The organism is Streptomyces sp. 17_S59, from assembly GCF_056930295.1.
In genome coordinates this window covers 3,930,690-3,948,272 of record NZ_JBXOWD010000001.1, presented here as the reverse complement: position 1 = coordinate 3,948,272, position 17,583 = coordinate 3,930,690, and the positions used below count along the sequence as shown (strand labels likewise).

Sequence of the window (17,583 nt, the reverse complement as noted above, 5' to 3'; positions counted from 1 at the left end):
TTCACCGCATGCCGCGCACCGACAGTACTGCCCACGGTCCGACCGTCCGGATGTTTTCCGCCGGTACGGCGGCGGTTCCGACCGAGCGGGACTCGCCGCGCGCCTGGCTCGCCGCCGTCGGCGCCATGGCCGCCGTCTGCGTCGCCTACGGACTCGCCTACAGCTACGGGCAGTTCTCCTCCCCCATCGCCGCGTCGTTCGGGGCCGGGAACGGCGCGGGGGCGGCGATCTTCTCGATCACCTCCCTCCTGTTCTTCAGCCTCGGTGCGGTCTCCGGCCCGCTCGCCGACCGGTTCGGCCCCCGCCCGGTGCTCACCGCGGGCGCGCTGCTGCTGGGACTCGGCCTGTTCCTCACCGCCCACGCCACGGCCCTGTGGCAGGCGTACCTCGCCTACGGGCTCGGCACGGGGCTCGGCGTCGGCTGCATCTACGTGCCCGTCATGACCGCCGTCGGACGGTGGTTCGACCGCTCCCGCGCGCTCGCGACGGGCATCGTGGTCAGCGGCGTCGGCGTGGGGACGGTCGTCAGCTCGCCACTGTCCGCCTGGGCGATCGACACCTTCGGCTGGCGCCGCTCCTACGACTACTACGCGCTGGGCGGCACGGCCCTGCTCCTGCTGTGCGCCGTTCTGCTGCCCCGCCCGCCGCAGCACGAGGCGGCGACGGCCGCCGCGCCGGGCGCCGAAACGGCCGACGGCCGCCGGGGCTTCGGCGTCCTCTACCTGTCGGCGCTGCTCATCAACATCGTCATCTACGTGCCCTTCGTCCAGCTGTCCCAGTACGCCCGGCACCACGGTGTCGGCAGCGTCGCCGCCGCGAGCCTCGTGTCCGTCATCGGGGTCAGCAGCATCGCCGGGCGCCTGGCGCTGAGCGCGGTCGCCCGCCGGATCGGCACGCTCACCCTGTTCAAGGCATGCCACGTCGTGATCGCCGTCAGCCCGCTGCTGTGGCTGGCCTCCGGCGGCTTCGCCGGACTCCTGGCGTTCGCCGTCGTCCTGGGCGTCAGCTACGGCGGCTACATCGCACTCATCCCCGTGGTGCTGGGGGACCAGTACGGGCTCGCCCGGCTGGGCAGGCTCCTGGGTGTGCTGTACACCGCGGTGGGCATCGGATCGGCCGTGGGGCCGGCCACCGCCGGGGGCCTGATCCAGTGGACGGACAGCTATGCGCCCGCGCTGGTCACGCTCACGGCGCTCGGCTCGCTGGGCGCCGCCACGGTCATGGCCTACCGGGGCAAGGACGGCACTGCGAAAGGCAGTTCGGGAAAGGACGGCTCATGACACGCATGACATCACTTGCCGACGAGGTGTGCGCGAGCCTCGCCGACGCCGGGTTCCGGCTCGCGCGGACGCTGGAGGACCACCGGGAAGGGGCGGGCGTGTACGTCGAACAGGACTGGACCGGGCACGGCGCGTTCGTGCTGTGGACCGGCCGGGAGCCGGAGGAGACGCACCCCGGTCACGAGCGGCTCACCCCGCTCGTCTACCGGGCCCTCGCCGAGATCCTCACGGCCCGCGGCTTCGAGGTCTCCCACCGGCCCGGCACGGCGCAGCACCCGCCCCAGCTCACGGTCGTGGGCCGGCGCCGTCCGTGAGGGACGGCGGCTCCGTGGCCGCCCCCGGCACCCGCACCACGGCCACGGTGCCGCCCCCCGGCGCGGCGCGCAGCGCCACCTCGCCGCCCGCCTGGTGCACCGCGCGGGCGACGATCGACAGCCCCAGCCCGCTGCCCGGCATGCTGCGCGCGGACGGGGAGCGCCAGAAGCGGTCGAAGACGTGCGGGAGTTCCTCCTCCGGAATGCCCGGGCCGTGGTCGCGGACGGTGAGTTCACCGTTGGCCAGCCGGACCTCGATCACACCACCCGGAGGGCTGAACTTCACGGCGTTGTCGAGCAGATTCACCACCGCCCGCTCGAGGGCCGCCGGCTCGGCCCGTACGTACCAGTCGCCGATCTCGGCGTCGATGGCGAGCCCGGTGCCCGCCGCGCGCAGCCGGGCGCGGGCCACCGCCCGCTCGGCGGCCTCGTGCAGCGCCACCACCTGGAGCGGGCCGCTGCCCTCCGGGCCGTCCGGCCGGGACAGCTCCTGGAGGTCGCCGATGAGCGCCGCCAGCTCGGTCATCTGGGCCCTGACGCTCGCCAGCAGCTCCTTGCGGTCCTCCGGCGGGATCGCCCGGCCGGTCTCCTCGCTGCGCGCCAGCAGGTCGATGTTGGTCCGCAGGGAGGTCAGCGGGGTGCGCAGCTCGTGGCCCGCGTCCGCGATGAGCTGCTGCTGGCGGTCGCGGGAGGAGGCCAGGGCGGCCGTCATGGAGTTGAAGGACCGCGACAGGCGGGCGATCTCGTCCTCGCCCTCCACGGGGATGCGCACCGCCAAGTCCTCGGTGCGGGCGATGTGCTCGACCGCCCCGGTCAGCTGGTCCACCGGGCGCAGGGCCGCGCGCGCGATCCACAGGCCCGCCGTGGCGGCGGCCAGCACGCCCACGCCGGCCGTCAGCAGCAGGAGCAGGGCGAGGGAGCGCAGGGGCTCGTCGATCTCGCTCTGCGGCTGGGCGATGGAGACGGCGGCGACGCCCGCGCGGACGGGCCCCCGGGAGGTCGCCACGCGCATCTCCGTGCCGTCGGCGGCCCGGGTGTTGTGCAGGACCTCGTCCGCCTCGCCCCGGGCCACAGCCAGGTCGGCCTCGTCGACCCGCAGCTGCGACTTGCCCCAGGTGGTGCAGACGACGCCGCCCGTGGTGATGACCTGGACGGTGTACGGGGTCGGGGCGCCCGGCTGCGCCGAGCCGCCCGTGCCGCAGTCGCGCAGCAGGGACTGCACGTAGTTGTTGTCGGGCTTGACGTTGGTGAGCGTCGTGTCGCGCTGGTTCTCCAGCTGTTGCCTGGTGAGCAGCCAGCAGGCCACCGCCGCCACGGCCACGGCGAAGGCGACGGCGGCCGCGGTCAGCAGGGCGAGGCGGGAGCGCAGCGGGAGCGCCCGGAGCTTGCGGATCATCGGGGTCCCGTCACTCGCCGTCGCGCAGGACGTACCCGACCCCGCGGACGGTGTGCACCAGCCGGGTCTCCCCGCCCGACTCGGTCTTGCGGCGCAGGTACATCACGTACACATCCAGGGAGTTGGAGGAGGGCTCGAAGGTAAAGCCCCAGACGGACTTGAGGATCTGCTCCCGGGTGAGCACCTGCCGGGGGTGCGCCAGGAACAGCTCCAGCAGCGTGAACTCGGTGCGGGTCAGCTCCACCCGGCGCGCGCCGCGCGTCACCTCGCGGGTGGCGAGGTCCATCCGCAGGTCGGCGAAGGACAGCGCCCGGGAGTCGTCCGCCGCGGGGGCGGCGGGCGTCGCGTACGAGCTGCGGCGCAGCAGGGCGCGGATGCGGGCCAGCAGCTCGTCCAGCTCGAAGGGCTTGACCAGGTAGTCGTCCGCGCCGGCGTCCAGGCCGGTGACCCGGTCCCCGACCGTGTCGCGCGCGGTCAGCATCAGGATCGGCACGGTCACGCCGGAGGCGCGCAGCCGCCGGGCCGCGGTGAGGCCGTCCATGCGGGGCATGAGCACGTCGAGGACGATCAGCTCCGGCCCGTAGGAGTCGACCTTGTCGAGGGCGTCCAGCCCGTCGACGGCCGACTCGGTGTCGTATCCCTCGAAGACGAGGCTGCGCCGCAGCGCCTCGCGGACGGCGGGCTCGTCGTCCACGATCAGGATGCGGGCGGGCTGGTCGCCGTGCTCGGCGGGGCTCATCTCTGCTACCTCACGGTTGAACGGGATGCACTCGGGCGGCTGGGGGCACCCTCTGGGGGGAGCTCTCAGCGTCGCACGCCCGCCCGCCGGGCACCCCCTCGGGACGATCAGATGTCGCTGCCGCCCGCGCGGAGCTTGGCAAGATCGGCCTTGACCGTGTTGACCGGGATGGCGAAGCCGAGGCCGACGCTGCCGGCCGACTCCCCGGAGCCGCCGCCCTGCGAACCGGACGCGTACATGGCCGAGTTGATGCCGATGATCTCGCCGCTCATGTTGATGAGCGCGCCGCCGGAGTTGCCGGGGTTGAGCGAGGCGTCGGTCTGGATGGCCTTGTAGGTGGTCTTGGACGAGCCGGTGTCGCCGTTGTACTGGTTGCCGCCGAACTCGAAGGGCCACTGCGGGGTGACCCCGCGCTGCTGCGGGCTGCGGCCCGGCTCCTTGGAGACGGTGACGTCGCGGTTGAGGGCGGAGACGATGCCGCTGGTGACGGTGCCGGTGAGCCCCTCGGGCGAGCCGATGGCCACGACCTGGTCGCCGACCGCGATCCGGCCGGAGTCGCCGAGCGCGGCGGCCTTCAGGCCCTTGGCGTCCTGGATCTTGACGAGGGCGAGGTCCTTGCCGGGGTCCGTGCCGACGACCTGGCCGGTCCTGGTGCTGCCGTCGCTGAGGGAGACCTTGACGGTGTCGGCGCCGGAGACCACGTGGTTGTTGGTGACGACCTCGCCGTCCCCCGTGATGATCACGCCGGAGCCGGTGGACTGCCCGGCGGAGGTGGACGCCTTGATCTCCACGATGCTGGGGCTCACCGCCCGGGCGACCCCCGCCACGCCGCCGCCCTTGACGGAGGCGTTCTGGACGGGCGTGGACTGGGTCGTGCCCTTGCCCCCGCCGGTCAGCTCCCCGACCACGGCCGCGGCCCCGCCACCGGCCAGAGCGGCGACGAGCGCACAGGCGGCCAGCAACGCCACGGGCCGCCGCACCCGCGCCCCCTCCCCCGCCCCCGCCTCAGGCCCCTGCTGCCCCTCGGGCCCGGCCCCGAAGGCGGCGTACGGCGCGTAGGCGGGAGGCGCCGGGTACGCGTACGGCTGCTGCTGGTGAGGGTCCTGGGGGCCGCCGTGGCGGGGGGTTTCGGTCATGCCTATGACTGTGCTCCCCATTCATGAGAACTGTCTGAGTGGGCTGTGAGAAGCCCGACAGAAGCCAGTATGCCCGGGATAAAGACGGGCGGGTGGGGAGTCTCGAAGTACAACGGGACCGACCGGGCGGGGGAACGTTCCGCCTGGTCGGCCCCGGGTCCGGGAGCAGAAGCCGAAGTGATCCGGCTAGGGAGCTAGCGCACGGGCTTCCACTGGCCGCAGTCCTTCAGGTCGTCCCCCTTGCAGACGGCAACCTGGCCCGTGAGGATCGAGAAGGCGTACGGGCTGGTGCCCGAGAACTGCTTCGTTCCCGGCCCGCACAGGGAGGCGGCCTTCTGCGGCCCATGGGAGATGAAGTCGTCGTGCCAGCTGGTCCACACCGAGTAGCAACCGCCGTCGGTGTTCTTCAGCTCGCCCTGGAACTTCAGAATGTGCTGGCCGCTGCCGTCCCAAGCACTCGTGCCGGAGGCCGATGCCCCGCCGTACTGAGCCGACCACACCGGATCGCCCGCGGCCTGCGGCGTGGTGGCGGCCGAGGCGGCCTGCGGGGTGAGGCAAAGGAGCGCCGCGGATCCCGCTGTTGCAGCGGCGTAAGCAAGCTTGCGTATACGCATGATGCCGATTCCTCGTTTCATCGATTGCCGGTCGGTCGTACCGGCAAACGACACCAAACCCGGTCGGAAATACACCGTCAATCGATCTCGGAGGCAGCTACGTGCCACGGCCCGGAACGCACCGAAAGCCGCAGGCGGGCAGTGCCGGAACCAACGGCGAGGTGATCGCCGTCACAGGGCGATCGAGCAGTTGTCCCCCGTGCGTGCCGCAGTCGCCCGCGCTCAGCCCCCGCAGCCGCACGAGCGGCGGATCACCAGCGCAGAGGGGAACTGCTTCAGCCGCTCCCGGCGGGTGCCGGTGAGGCGGAGGGTGTCGTCCAGGACCAGGTCGACGGCCGAGCGGGCCATCGCCTGGCGGTCGGAGGCGACCGTGGTGAGGGGCGGGTCCGTGAGGGCCGCCTCCTTCACGTTGTCGAAGGCCGCCACGGCCAGGTCGCCCGGCACGTCGATGCGCAGCTCGCGCGCGGCGCGCAGGACGCCGATGGCCTGGTCGTCCGTGGCGCACATCAGGGCCGGCGGACGGTTCGGGCCGGAGAGCAGCTCCAGGGCGACCTTGTAGGCCTCGTAGCGGTTGTACGGGGCCGGGAAGAGCCGGCCCTCCAGCGACTTGCCCGCCTCGCGCATGGCGCGGCGCCAGCCCTCCACGTGGTCCGTGACCGGGTCGCCGACGGCCGGGGTCACCTCCGTGCCGCCGAGGCAGGCCACGTACGGGTGGCCGTGCTCCAGGAGGTGCCGGGTGGCGAGCTGGGCGCCGCCGACGTCGTCCGTGACGACGGCCACGTCGTCGATGGCGTCCGGCCTGCGGTGCATCAGCACCACGCGGGCGTCCCACGCGTCGATCTCCAGCGCGGCTGTCTCGCTCGGGCCCTGGCTGATCAGGATCAGGCCCGAGACGCGCATCCCGAGGAATGCGCGCAGGTAGTGCACTTCGCGTTCGTCGAGGTAGTCGGAGTTCCCGACGAGGACCATCTTCCCGCGCTCGGCCGCCGCCTGCTCGACCGCGTGCGCCATCTCCGCGAAGAAGGGCTGGCGCGCGTCCGGGACGATCAGGCCTATGAGGTCCGTCCGTCGTGACGCCATCGCCTGGGCGACCCGGTCGGGCCGGTACCCCAGCTCCTTGATCGCGGCCAGCACCCGCTCCCGCGTCGCCGGTGCCACCGGGCGCGGTCCGTTGTTGATGACGTAGCTGACGACCGCGGTCGACGTCCCCGCAAGCCTCGCCACATCGTCCCGCGTCACCTTGGCCACGGGCGGCAGTCTACGCGGGTCCACCTACCGCTTCACCGGGCGTGCGGCGTCGGCCTCCACGGCCTCCGGCCGCTCCGTGCGCGACCGGCCGCCGTTGTCTCCGGCATCCGCGGAAGCAGAGCCGGAACCGGAACCGGGCCGCTTGGACTGCTTGGCCTCCTCGGCCGGGCGGTCGGTCTTCTCCGGCTTCTCCGGCAGCACGAAGCGGTAGCCGACGTTACGGACCGTGCCGATCAGCGACTCGTGCTCCGGGCCGAGCTTGGCGCGCAGCCGCCGGACGTGGACGTCCACCGTACGCGTGCCGCCGAAGTAGTCGTAGCCCCACACCTCCTGGAGGAGCTGGGCCCGGGTGAACACCCGGCCCGGGTGCTGGGCGAGGTACTTGAGCAGCTCGAACTCCTTGAAGGTCAGGTCCAGGACCCGGCCCTTGAGCTTGGCGCTGTACGTCGCCTCGTCCACGGAGAGGTCGCCGGTGCGGATCTCCATGGGGCTGTCGTCCGTGACGATCTGCTGGCGGCCCATGGCGAGCCGCAGCCGGGCCTCGACCTCGGCCGGGCCGGCGGTGTCGAGCAGGACGTCGTCCACGCCCCACTCGGCCGTCACGGCCGCCAGGCCGCCCTCGGTGACCACCAGGATGAGCGGGCAGCCCGGCCCGGTGGAGCGGAGCAGCTGGCAGAGGCTGCGGACGTGGGGCAGGTCGCGGCGGCCGTCGATCAGTATGACGTCGGCCCCGGGGGTGTCCACCAGGGCCGGGCCCTCGGCGGGGGCCACCCGGACGCTGTGCAGCAGCAGGCCGAGCGCGGGGAGCACCTCGGTCGACGGCTGGAGGGCATTGGTGAGGAGCAGCAGGGAACTCATCGGCCGCCACCCGCCCCGCTCGTACGGATCTGGCTCTCTCGCGCGCTTCGCTCGCCCATGACGTCGGCTCCTCCTCGGTCCCGAGGACGTATAGCGGCACTGCTTCGTACGGTTTCACCGACTTCGGCCGGTTTCAACAGCTGCGGTCTCCGTAGCCGGAGCACGCATGCGCTCATCCGCGCACGTACGCACGCGTCCGAATGCACAAAAGGACCCGGGGGCTGCGTTGCCCGGATCCTCTCTGCGCAGCAGGATAACCCACCCTCCTTCCGGAGGCCCGCATGATTTTGCACAACGTTGTGTTCCGTCGATCACTTCGAGTGGTCGACGGATGGCGCGATTGACAGCGTAGTGCGGCGGGCGGGGGCGGGTGGGCGCCTGCGGCGCTTTCCCCTACCCGCCCCTTCCCGCTGTATCGATTTGCGGCTCCGCCGCGTGGGGGGCTCTGCCCCCGGTTTCGGGAAGGGGCGGGATCGGGGAAGGCCCCCCTACGCCTCAGCCACCGGCTCCGCGAATTGCGCGTCGTACAGCCGCGCATACGCCCCGCCCTCCGTCAGCAGCGCCTCATGCGTGCCCTGCTCCACGATCCGCCCCGACTCCATCACCAGGATCACGTCCGCGTCCCGGATCGTGGACAGACGGTGCGCGATCACGAAGCTCGTGCGGCCCGTCCGCAGCTGGGCCATCGCCTGCTGGATCAGTACCTCCGTACGGGTGTCGACCGAGCTGGTCGCCTCGTCCAGGACGAGGATCTCCGGCTCCGCCAGGAACGCCCGCGCGATCGTGATCAGCTGCTTCTCGCCCGCGCTGACATTCGAGCCCTCGTCGTCGAGGACCGTGTCGTAGCCGTCCGGCAGCGTCCGCACGAAGCGGTCCACATGCGTGGCCCTCGCCGCTTCGATGATCTTGTCCATCGAGGTGCCCTCGGGCGCCCCGTAGGCGATGTTGTCCGCGATCGTGCCGCCGAACAGCCACGTGTCCTGGAGGACCATGCCGATGTGGGAGCGCAGCTCCTCGCGCGGCATCGCGGCGATGTCGACCCCGTCGAGCGTGATCCGCCCGCCGCCCACCTCGTAGAAGCGCATCAGCAGGTTCACCAGCGTGGTCTTGCCCGCGCCCGTGGGGCCGACGATGGCCACCGTCTGGCCCGGCCGCACGGTCAGCGACAGGTCCTCGATCAGCGGCTTGTCCACCTCGTACCGGAAGGAGACCTTCTCGAACGACACCTGGCCGCGCACCCGCTCCGGCTTCGGCGCATCCGCCGCGTCCGGCTCCATCTCCTCCGCGTCCAGCAGCTCGAAGACCCGCTCGGCGGAGGCGACACCGGACTGCACCAGGTTCGCCATCGAGGCCACCTGCGACAGCGGCTGGCTGAACTGCCGCGAGTACTGCACGAAGGCCTGCACGTCACCGATCGACAGCGAGCCGCTCGCCACCCGCAGACCGCCGACCACCGCGACGAGCACGTAGTTCAGGTTGCCCATGAACATCATCGCGGGCTGGATGATCCCGGAGATGAACTGCGCCTTGAACCCGGCCTCGTACAGCGCCTCGTTCTCCTTGCGGAAGGTCTCCGCCGACTCCTTCTGCCGTCCGAACACCTTCACCAGCGAGTGGCCGGTGTACATCTCCTCGATGTGCGCGTTCAGCCGCCCGGTCGTCTTCCACTGCTGCACGAACTGCGGCTGCGCCCGCTTGCCGACCTTCGCCGCCACCACGACCGACACCGGCACCGTCACCAGCGCGACCAGCGCCAGCAGCCAGGAGATCCAGAACATCACGCCCAGCACGCCGGCCATCGTCAGCACCGAGGTCATGATCTGGCTCAGGGTCTGCTGGAGCGTCTGCGCGATGTTGTCGATGTCGTTCGTCGCCCGCGACAGGACCTCGCCGCGCTGCTGCTTGTCGAAGTAGCTCAGCGGCAGCCGCCCGAGCTTCTCCTCCACGTCCTCGCGCAGCCGGTACACCGCCCGCTGCACCACGTTCGTCGTGATCCGCGCCTGCACCAGCTGGAACAGCGAGGCGCCGACGTAGATCAGCAGGACCCACAGCAGCACCGTGCCGACCGCGTCGAAGTCGATGCCCTGCCCGGGCGTGAAGTCCACGCCGGACAGGACGTCGGCTATGCGGCCCTTGCCCTGCTGCCGTATGCCCTCCAGGACCTCGGCCTTCGTGCGGCCCTCGGCGAACTGCTCGCCGATGACGCCGCCGAAGACCAGGTCCGTGGCGTGGCCGAGGATCTTGGGGCCGATCACGGTCAGCGCCACGCTCGCCACGCCGAGGGCGAGCGCCAGCGCGATCACCGCCCGGTCGGGGCGGAGTCTCGCCAGCAGCCGACGGCCGGAGCGGCCGAAGTCCATGGACTTCTCGGTGGGCTGCCCGCCCATGAAGCGCGCGGCGCCGACCGCGGGGGCGGGCCCCCTGCGCGGCGCGGCGGCCGGGGCACCGCCGCCCGGGCCGCCCGGGCCGCCGGGCTTGTGGGGTTTGCCGGGGGACGTCACGCCGCTTCCTCCTCGGTGAGCTGGGAGAGCACGATCTCCCGGTAGGTCTCGTTCGTCCCCATCAGTTCGGTGTGGGTGCCCGTGCCGACGACCCGGCCCTCGTCGAGGACCACGATCCGGTCGGCATCACGGATGGTCGACACGCGCTGCGCGACCACGATGACCGTCGCGTCCCCGGTCTCCCGGGCCAGCGCCGCACGCAGCCGGGCGTCGGTGGCGTAGTCGAGCGCCGAGAAGGAGTCGTCGAAGAGATAGACCTCCGGCCTGCGCACCAGGGCCCGCGCGATCGCCAGCCGCTGCCGCTGCCCGCCCGAGACGTTCGAGCCGCCCTGCGCGATCGGCGCCTCCAGCCGCCCCTCCATCGCCTCCACGAAGTCCCGTGCCTGCGCGATCTCCAGCGCCTGCCACAGCTCCTCGTCGGTGGCGTCCGGGCGCCCGTACCGCAGGTTCGAGGCGACCGTCCCGGAGAACAGGTACGGCTTCTGCGGGACGAGCCCCACCGCCCCGGCCATCAGCTCCGGCTCGAGGTCGCGCACGTTCACTCCGTCGACGAGGACCTCGCCGGCCGTGGCGTCGAACAGGCGCGGGACCAGACCCAGCAGGGTCGACTTGCCGCTGCCCGTCGAGCCGATCACGGCCGTGGTCTCGCCGGGCCGCGCGATCAGGGAGACGTCCTTGAGGACGGGCTCCTCCGCGCCCGGGTATCTGAACTCCACGCCCCGCAGCTCGAGATGGCCCCGGCCGCGCAGCTCGGTGACGGGCGCGAGGGGCGGCACCACGCTGGAGTCGGTGGTCAGCACCTCCTGAATGCGCTCGGCGCACACCTCGGCGCGCGGCACCATCATGAACATGAAGGTGGCCATCATGATCGCCATGAGGATCTGCATCAGATAGGTGAGGAATGCGGTCAGCGCACCGACCTGCATTCCGCCGCTGTCGATGCGGTGGCCGCCGAACCACACCACGGCGACCGAGGAGACGTTCACGACCAGCATCACGGCCGGGAACATCAGCGACATCAGACGGCCGGCCCGCAGAGACACGTCCATCAGGTCTTCATTGGACTTCGCGAATCGTTTCCGCTCGTGCCCGTCGCGGACGAAGGCGCGGATGACCCGGATGCCGGCGATCTGCTCCCGCAGCACCCGGTTGACGGTGTCGATGCGCTCCTGGACACCGCGGAAGACCGGCCGCATCTGCCGGATGATCAGGCCCACGATGAGGGCCAGCGCCGGGACGATGGCCAGCAGCAGCGCCGACAGCGGCACGTCCTGGTTGAGCGCCATCACCACGCCGCCGACGCACATGATGGGCGCCGACACCATCAGCGTGAAGGTCATCAGGGCCAGCATCTGGACCTGCTGCACGTCGTTGGTCGTCCGCGTGATCAGCGAGGGGGCGCCGAAGTGGCCCATCTCGCGTGCGGAGAAGGACTGGACGCGGTCGAAGACCGCGGCCCGCATGTCGCGGCCGACGGCCATGGCCGTCCGGGCGCCGAAGTAGACCGCGCAGATCGAGCAGACGATCTGCGCAAGGGTCACGGCGAGCATCACGCCGCCGGTGCCGAGGATGTACCCGGTGTCGCCCTTGACGACGCCCTTGTCGATGATGTCCGCGTTGAGGGTGGGGAGGTAGAGGGTCGCGAGCGTCTGGACGAGCTGTAGCAGCACTACCAGCGATATCGCTCCGGAGTAGGGCCGCAGATGAGCCCGGAGAAGTCGCACCAACACACAAGAAGCCTATGCGAGCACCGCCTCGCCGGGCTTCTGCTTTATCGGCTGGGGAGCATGCCCCGCCCGGCACCCGTCATCATGGTGGACGGCGTACGACGCGGCGAGGAGAGTCGCGGAAGAGCCGCGAGGAAAGCAGCGGGACGGCCGCGGAAAAGCCGCGCGAATCCGGCAGAGACGAAAAGGGGTCGCCGTGGCGACGACACACACGGCAGGTCCGGCACGGCTGCCGGCCCAGGCCGGGCCGCCGGACCCACCGGCCGGCACGATCCGGTACTGGGCCGCGGCCAAGGCGGCCGCCGGCACGGCCGAGGAGCCGTACGCTGCGCGGACGCTCGCGGATGCGCTGGCGGCGGCCCGGCGGCGGCACGAGGCGGAGCCGGAGTTCGCGCGCGTGCTCGCGCGGTGCTCCTTCCTCGTGGACGGCGCGCCCGTCGGCACGCGCGACCACTCGACGGTCCAACTGGCCGAGGGCGGCACCGTCGAGGTGCTCCCGCCCTTCGCAGGAGGGTGACCCCGGCAGCATGAGCGATCAGCACCACCACAACCCGTACCAGCCGCAGGATCCCTACGCGCCGTACGAGCCCTACGGCGCGGAGGGGGCCCAGCCATCCCAGGCAGGGGCGCAGCCTCCGTACGGCTATGACTACGACTACGGCTACGGGCACGGACAGCAGGCGCAGCCCGCGCCTGCACAGCAGCATCATCAGCAGCAACAGCATCCGGCTCAGCCGACGGGTCCTGCGGCCTGGCCGCAGCACGACTACGACCTCCAGCAGGAGCCGGTGACCCAGACCTGGCAGACCCAGACCTGGGACACGGGCACCTGGCAGCAGCCGGCCGCGCCGGAGCCCCCCTCGTCCGGCTCGCCGTGGGGGGCGGGAACGGGTGGCGGTGCGGCGGCGGCTGGTGCGACCGGTGCGACCGGCGGCGATGGAGGCTGGGCGCAGCACCAGCCGCAGGCCCAGCACCTGCGTCAGCCTCAGACCCAGCACCCGCACCCGGCCCACTACCTGACCGAAGCCCAGCCCGCAGCGACGGCCTACGAGCCCACGCCGGCCCCGGCGTCGGCGCCCGTCCCCGTCTCCCCGCCCCTGCCGGACGCCTCCCTCCAGGGCGTCCGCCTCCTTTCGGATCCCGAACCCGTGCACGAACCCGCGGCCACCCCGGCCGAGCCCGTTCCCGACCGCCCCATGACGGCCGCCGAGAAGGCGAAGGCCGAGGGGCGGTCGCAGATCGTCCCGCCGGGCCTCCAGCCCGCGCTGGTGACGTCCGTCCTCGCGGCATTGCTGGCGGCAACGGCCCCGCTGGGGCGGCCCGCGCTGGCCGTGCCGGTGGTGCTGCTCCAGGCGGTGACGGCCGCGGGCTGGTTCCGGCTGAACGGCATGTGGCCCGCCCGCCAGGGCATCGCGCTGGCCTTCCTGGGCGGTGTGGTGGCCGACGCCGGCCTGCTGGCGACGGACGCGACCAAGGCGCCGACCGTCCTGCTCGGCACGCTGGGCGTATGGATCCTGTTGGTGATCGTCCTCCAGCTGCGCAGCCACGCCTCGCCGGACGAGCGGCTGTACGGGCTGACGGCGGCGACCGCCTCGGCGGCCCTGGCGGTGGTGGCCGCGGGTCACCTCGCGGCGGACTCGGACGCGGTGGTGGTCGGCGCGCTCGGCGTGGCCGCGGCCGCGCTGGCCCGCGCCCTTCCGCTGCCGTCCGTGGCCTCGCCGGTGGTCGCGCTGATCGCGGCCGCGGGTGCGGGGATCGCGGGCGGGCAGCTGACGGGGATGGGCGCGACGGCTGCGCTGCTGGGGCTGGCGGCGGGGGTATGCGCGCTGGTGGGCCTGCGGGTGGCGAGCTACGACTACCCGTCGCGCTTCGTGCACATGACGGCGGGCGTGGCCCTGCCGCTGGCTCTCGCGGCACCGGCGGTCTACGTGCTGGGGCGCGTGCTGGGGTGACGGCTGGGGGGCGGGGTTTCCTTTCCCCGATCCCGCCCCTTCCCGGCTGCATCGATGTGCGGCTCCGCCGCGTGGGGGGCTGCGCCCCAGACCCCGGACCGCGCTGCGCGCGCCGCGCGGCGGAGCCGCACATCGAGCGCAGCCTCAAACGCCGGACGGGCTGGAAAATCCAGCCCGTCTGGGGGCACCTCCTGGGGGCACCCCCAGCGGTAGCTGGGGGAGGTAGCTGGGGGAGTTTGAGGACCGGGGGTCCGGGGGCGGAGCCCCCGAGCCTTGCCCCCGCGCGAAGCGCGAGGGGCCCGGAGGGCGGGGCGGAGCCCCGGGTTTCGCCCCTGCGCGCAGCGCTAGGGGCCCGGGGGCAGGGGGCGTAGCCCCCGTTCCCACCCCCCGGGGGTCCGGGGGCTTGCCCCCGGTTACGGGAAGGGGCGGGATCGGGGAAAAAGCCCCCAACGGTTACAGACCGGTGACGTACACCCCTCCCCACCTCCCCGACCGCTCCGGTTAGGCTCGACCCGGCCGACTGAAAGCGACCGACCCGGGCGGGGGAACGACACGCAATGCGCGCGATACGGACGATATTGATCGTCGCCGTAATCCTGGCAGGCCTCTTCGTCGGTGCCGACCGCGCCGCCGTCTGGTTCGCCGAGAACCAGGCCGCCGACAAGATCCGCAACAGCCAGGGCCTCTCCGGCACCCCCGACGTCTCGATCAAGGGCTTCCCCTTCCTCACCCAGATCGCCGGCTCCGAGCTGGAAGAGGTCGACGTCAAGCTCGACGGCGTCACCGCCGGCACGGGCGACCGCTCGATCAAGGTGAGCGGCTTCGACGCCCAGCTGCACAACGTCCGTATCGACAGCAGCTTCTCCTCCGCCGTCGCAGGCCACGCCTCCGGCACCGCGCACCTCTCGTACGACGAGCTGACCAAGGCCACCGGCGACCCGGACGTCAGCGTCGGCTACGGCGGCAAGGACGGCGCGGGCAGCAACCAGGTCCAGGTGAAGGGCCGCGTCACGGTCGGCGGCCAGCCCCTGGAGCAGAGCGTCGTCTCCACGGTCACCGTCGTCGACGGCACCACCATCCGCGTACGGGCGAACGAGGTCCCGACCCAGGGCATCCCGGGCGCCGAGCGGAAGGTCCGCCAGAAGACCGACTTCGACCGGCAGATCACGGGCCTGCCCAAGGGCCTCAAGATCGAGAAGGTCGTCACCACCCCGACCGGCGTCGACATCACGCTGACCGGCACGAACGTCAACCTCGCGGGCTGAGACCGGTCCACAGTGCGAGACACGCACGTCCGTACTGCAACCCCCGCCGCCAGGCCACGGGCCGGGCGCGGCCGGGGCGGCACACGGGACACCGCACAGGTCACCGCACCTGACAGCCCGTCGTCCCACTTACCGAGACAATTCGTCTCAGCATGCGGCATACCGGTGACAGCGTCACCCACGCGTCCCTACGATCGGCCCCATGAAGCGACAGGCGGATCTCACAAAGCGGCGGGCAGTCGACCTGTGCCGCGTGGCCGCCATGCTCTGTCGCCGTGTCTGACGGAGCCGCTCTTCCCGCAGGCTCCCCTCCGGCCGCTCCGGCCCCCTCCTTGCACCACACGCATCACGCGCATCACTCGCATTACTCACTCCCACCCGCAGCGCGGCGCCGCGCCTCGCCCCGCCGCGCATTTCGCACACGCTGGTACACATCCGTTCCGCAACTGCCCCGGAGGAGAACAGCATGAGCCGCAGTGACGTCCTGGTGGACGCCGACTGGGTCCAGGCCCGCATCGACGAGGCCCACCCCAAGACCGTCATCGTCGAGGTCGACGAGGACACCTCCGCGTACGACAAGAACCACATCAAGACGGCCGTCCGGATCGACTGGAAGACGGACCTCCAGGACCCGGTCCGCCGCGACTTCGTCGACCAGGCCGGCTTCGAGAAGCTGCTGTCCGGGAAGGGCATCGCCAACGACGACACCGTCGTCCTCTACGGCGGCAACAACAACTGGTTCGCGGCCTACGCCTACTGGTACTTCAAGCTCTACGGCCACCAGGACGTCCGCCTCCTCGACGGCGGCCGCAAGAAGTGGGAGCTGGACTCCCGCGACCTGGTCGCCGAGGTGCCGCAGCGCGCACAGACCGACTACAAGGCCAAGCCGCAGGACGCCTCCATCCGCGCCTTCCGCGACGACGTCGTGGCCGCCATCGGCGAGCTGAACCTCGTCGACGTCCGCTCCCCCGACGAGTTCAGCGGCAAGCTGCTCGCCCCGGCACACCTGCCGCAGGAGCAGTCGCAGCGCCCGGGCCACGTGCCGACCGCGCGCAACGTCCCGTGGTCGAAGTCGGCCAACGACGACGGCACGTTCAAGTCGGACGACGAGCTGAAGGCCCTCTACGAGGGCGAGGGCGTGGATCTGGCCAAGGACACCATCGCGTACTGCCGCATCGGCGAGCGCTCCGCGCACACCTGGTTCGTCCTGCACGAGCTGCTGGGCCAGCCCAACGTCCGCAACTACGACGGCTCCTGGACCGAGTACGGCTCCCTCGTGGGCGTGCCGATCGAGCTCGGCGCCAACTGACCCCCGCGCCACCGCAGTCATACGGAGCCAACGGAAAGGAACGCACATGTGTGGAGCAAAGGCCGGCGGCCCGGACGCCTCGTCCGCCAAGACCGGTGAGACCACGATCCAGGGCTCGGTGACCCGCGACGGCGAGCCCGTCGCCGGTTACGTGCGCCTGCTGGACAGCACGGGCGAGTTCACGGCCGAGGTGCCGACGTCCGCGACCGGGCAGTTCCGCTTCTACGCGGCCGAGGGCACCTGGACGGTGCGGGCCCTGGTGCCCGGCGCCACGGCCGACCGCACGGTCGTGCTCACCGAGAAGGGCGCCCTGACGGAGATCGCCATCGCCGTCTGAACCGGCCCGCAGACCCGAAGGGCCGCACCCCGGGGTTGGACGCCACAAGGGGGTGCGGCCCTTCGCGCCGCCCGCCTCACGGTCGTACCGTAAAGATGTGTACGCGAGGCGTAGGCACCTCTATTTCGCCATGATGGGGACCTGCATCTTCCTCTTCGTCATGGCATGGGCGGTCGTGCGCCTGTGGTCGGTGCCGGCCGCCGTGGGGCTGTGCCTCTTCGCCATGGTCATCCCACCGGTCGCGGCCATCGTCGCGAACCGCCGGGGGCCCGACGACCGCTGGTGGGACGACCCGTCGGGGGACCCGAAATCGGACGAGTGGTGGGACGAGCTGGACGGCAAGCGCCACCCGGGGCCACGCGACCCATGGGGCCGCGACCGGTAGACCCCGGTAGACGCCGGTGGACGTCGGCGGACGATCAGCGGATGGTCGGCCGGCGGACGGCGGACGGCAGGCGTCAGTAGACGAGCGCCTGCACCCCGTCGCCCATGGCCTCGCTCACGAACACCTGCGCCCCCGCGATCCGCGCGCCCTCGATCAGGTCCTTCTCCTCGATCCCGCGCCGCGCCGCGCACTGCGTGCACAGGGTGATCATCCCCCCGCCGGCCTTGATCCCCTCGATCAGCTCCGGCAGCGGCGCCGCATGCGGAAGCTCGAATTCCGCCGCTCGGCCCGGCAGCGCGAACCAGGACGACTCGCCGGTCAGCCACAGCGACACCTCGACGCCACTGGCCACGGCGACCGCCGCCACCGTGAACGCCTGCGAGCACCGCTCGGGCGCGTCCGCACCCGCCGTCACCTTGATCACGAGCTTCTTCGCCATGCGGCCACTCTAGGTCCCCCGGGAGGTCCCCCGGGGCGAAAGGGAACGCCCACGATCAACCTCACAGCGCCGGGCAGGAGGGG

At 71.9% G+C, this 17,583-nt stretch carries 18 protein-coding genes; 9 read left to right on the top strand and 9 right to left on the bottom strand.

Features of this window, described 5'->3' with window-relative positions; translation table 11 throughout:
* Nucleotides 1–8 precede the first annotated feature (8 nt).
* Together AC1Z4A_RS17690 and AC1Z4A_RS17685 are read left to right on the top strand one after the other, a co-directional pair.
* Nucleotides 9–1,280 (top strand): MFS transporter, encoded by a 1,272-nt coding sequence (locus tag AC1Z4A_RS17690; RefSeq protein ID WP_483679976.1) that lies wholly within the window; start codon nt 9–11, stop codon nt 1,278–1,280.
* The gene (locus AC1Z4A_RS17685) at nt 1,277–1,594 is read left to right on the top strand and encodes a hypothetical protein (RefSeq protein ID WP_483679975.1); all 318 of its coding nucleotides are present in this window, start codon (nt 1,277–1,279) and stop codon (nt 1,592–1,594) included. The genes AC1Z4A_RS17690 and AC1Z4A_RS17685 overlap by 4 nt, the downstream gene beginning before the upstream one ends.
* Here AC1Z4A_RS17685 and AC1Z4A_RS17680 read toward each other — a convergent pair.
* From AC1Z4A_RS17680 to AC1Z4A_RS17645, 8 genes are all read right to left on the bottom strand, one after another.
* Nucleotides 1,566–2,990 carry a sensor histidine kinase gene (locus tag AC1Z4A_RS17680; protein WP_483679974.1) on the bottom strand — a complete coding sequence of 475 codons (1,425 nt, stop codon included), beginning with the start codon at nt 2,988–2,990 and terminating at the stop codon, nt 1,566–1,568. The genes AC1Z4A_RS17685 and AC1Z4A_RS17680 overlap by 29 nt on opposite strands.
* Before the next feature lie 10 nt (nt 2,991–3,000).
* On the bottom strand, nt 3,001–3,729 hold the full coding sequence (locus AC1Z4A_RS17675; RefSeq protein WP_483679972.1) for a response regulator transcription factor: 729 nt from the start codon (nt 3,727–3,729) through the stop codon (nt 3,001–3,003).
* A 107-nt stretch (nt 3,730–3,836) separates the two neighbouring features.
* Nucleotides 3,837–4,865 (bottom strand): S1C family serine protease, encoded by a 1,029-nt coding sequence (locus tag AC1Z4A_RS17670; protein ID WP_483679970.1) that lies wholly within the window; start codon nt 4,863–4,865, stop codon nt 3,837–3,839.
* Between the two features lie 194 nt (nt 4,866–5,059).
* Nucleotides 5,060–5,479: a hypothetical protein gene (locus AC1Z4A_RS17665; protein WP_483679968.1), complete on the bottom strand. Its 420-nt coding sequence runs from the start codon at nt 5,477–5,479 to the stop codon at nt 5,060–5,062.
* A 222-nt stretch (nt 5,480–5,701) separates the two neighbouring features.
* Nucleotides 5,702–6,727, bottom strand: a complete 1,026-nt coding sequence (locus tag AC1Z4A_RS17660) for a LacI family DNA-binding transcriptional regulator (RefSeq protein ID WP_483679967.1) — start codon at nt 6,725–6,727, stop codon at nt 5,702–5,704.
* Between the two features lie 24 nt (nt 6,728–6,751).
* Complete coding sequence (locus tag AC1Z4A_RS17655) at nt 6,752–7,585, bottom strand: response regulator transcription factor (RefSeq protein WP_483679965.1); 834 nt, start codon at nt 7,583–7,585, stop codon at nt 6,752–6,754.
* Nucleotides 7,586–8,073: 488 nt separating this feature from the next.
* The gene (locus tag AC1Z4A_RS17650; protein ID WP_483683629.1) at nt 8,074–9,972 is read right to left on the bottom strand and encodes an ABC transporter ATP-binding protein; all 1,899 of its coding nucleotides are present in this window, start codon (nt 9,970–9,972) and stop codon (nt 8,074–8,076) included.
* 110 nt (nt 9,973–10,082) lie between these two features.
* Nucleotides 10,083–11,816, bottom strand: a complete 1,734-nt coding sequence (locus tag AC1Z4A_RS17645; RefSeq protein ID WP_483679963.1) for an ABC transporter ATP-binding protein — start codon at nt 11,814–11,816, stop codon at nt 10,083–10,085.
* A gap of 226 nt (nt 11,817–12,042) precedes the next feature.
* On the opposite strand from AC1Z4A_RS17645, the gene AC1Z4A_RS17640 reads away from it, so the two are divergent.
* From AC1Z4A_RS17640 to AC1Z4A_RS17610, 7 genes are all read left to right on the top strand, one after another.
* Nucleotides 12,043–12,330 carry a MoaD/ThiS family protein gene (locus AC1Z4A_RS17640; RefSeq protein WP_483683628.1) on the top strand — a complete coding sequence of 96 codons (288 nt, stop codon included), beginning with the start codon at nt 12,043–12,045 and terminating at the stop codon, nt 12,328–12,330.
* A gap of 10 nt (nt 12,331–12,340) precedes the next feature.
* A complete protein-coding gene (locus AC1Z4A_RS17635; protein WP_483679962.1) occupies nt 12,341–13,765 on the top strand; it encodes a hypothetical protein in 1,425 nt (474 codons plus the stop codon).
* Between the two features lie 557 nt (nt 13,766–14,322).
* Nucleotides 14,323–15,030 (top strand): LmeA family phospholipid-binding protein, encoded by a 708-nt coding sequence (locus tag AC1Z4A_RS17630; protein ID WP_483679961.1) that lies wholly within the window; start codon nt 14,323–14,325, stop codon nt 15,028–15,030.
* A gap of 202 nt (nt 15,031–15,232) precedes the next feature.
* On the top strand, nt 15,233–15,313 hold the full coding sequence (locus AC1Z4A_RS17625) for a putative leader peptide (RefSeq protein ID WP_356454418.1): 81 nt from the start codon (nt 15,233–15,235) through the stop codon (nt 15,311–15,313).
* Nucleotides 15,314–15,496: 183 nt separating this feature from the next.
* Nucleotides 15,497–16,339 carry a sulfurtransferase gene (locus AC1Z4A_RS17620; RefSeq protein WP_483679959.1) on the top strand — a complete coding sequence of 281 codons (843 nt, stop codon included), beginning with the start codon at nt 15,497–15,499 and terminating at the stop codon, nt 16,337–16,339.
* 46 nt (nt 16,340–16,385) lie between these two features.
* Complete coding sequence (locus tag AC1Z4A_RS17615; RefSeq protein WP_483679956.1) at nt 16,386–16,676, top strand: DUF1416 domain-containing protein; 291 nt, start codon at nt 16,386–16,388, stop codon at nt 16,674–16,676.
* 52 nt (nt 16,677–16,728) lie between these two features.
* Entirely contained in the window at nt 16,729–17,061 is a 333-nt protein-coding gene (locus tag AC1Z4A_RS17610; protein WP_483679954.1) for a DUF3099 domain-containing protein, read from the top strand.
* A gap of 73 nt (nt 17,062–17,134) precedes the next feature.
* Here the strand turns inward: AC1Z4A_RS17610 and AC1Z4A_RS17605 are convergent, their stop codons facing one another.
* On the bottom strand, nt 17,135–17,500 hold the full coding sequence (locus AC1Z4A_RS17605) for a DsrE family protein (protein WP_483679953.1): 366 nt from the start codon (nt 17,498–17,500) through the stop codon (nt 17,135–17,137).
* Nucleotides 17,501–17,583: the final 83 nt, after the last annotated feature.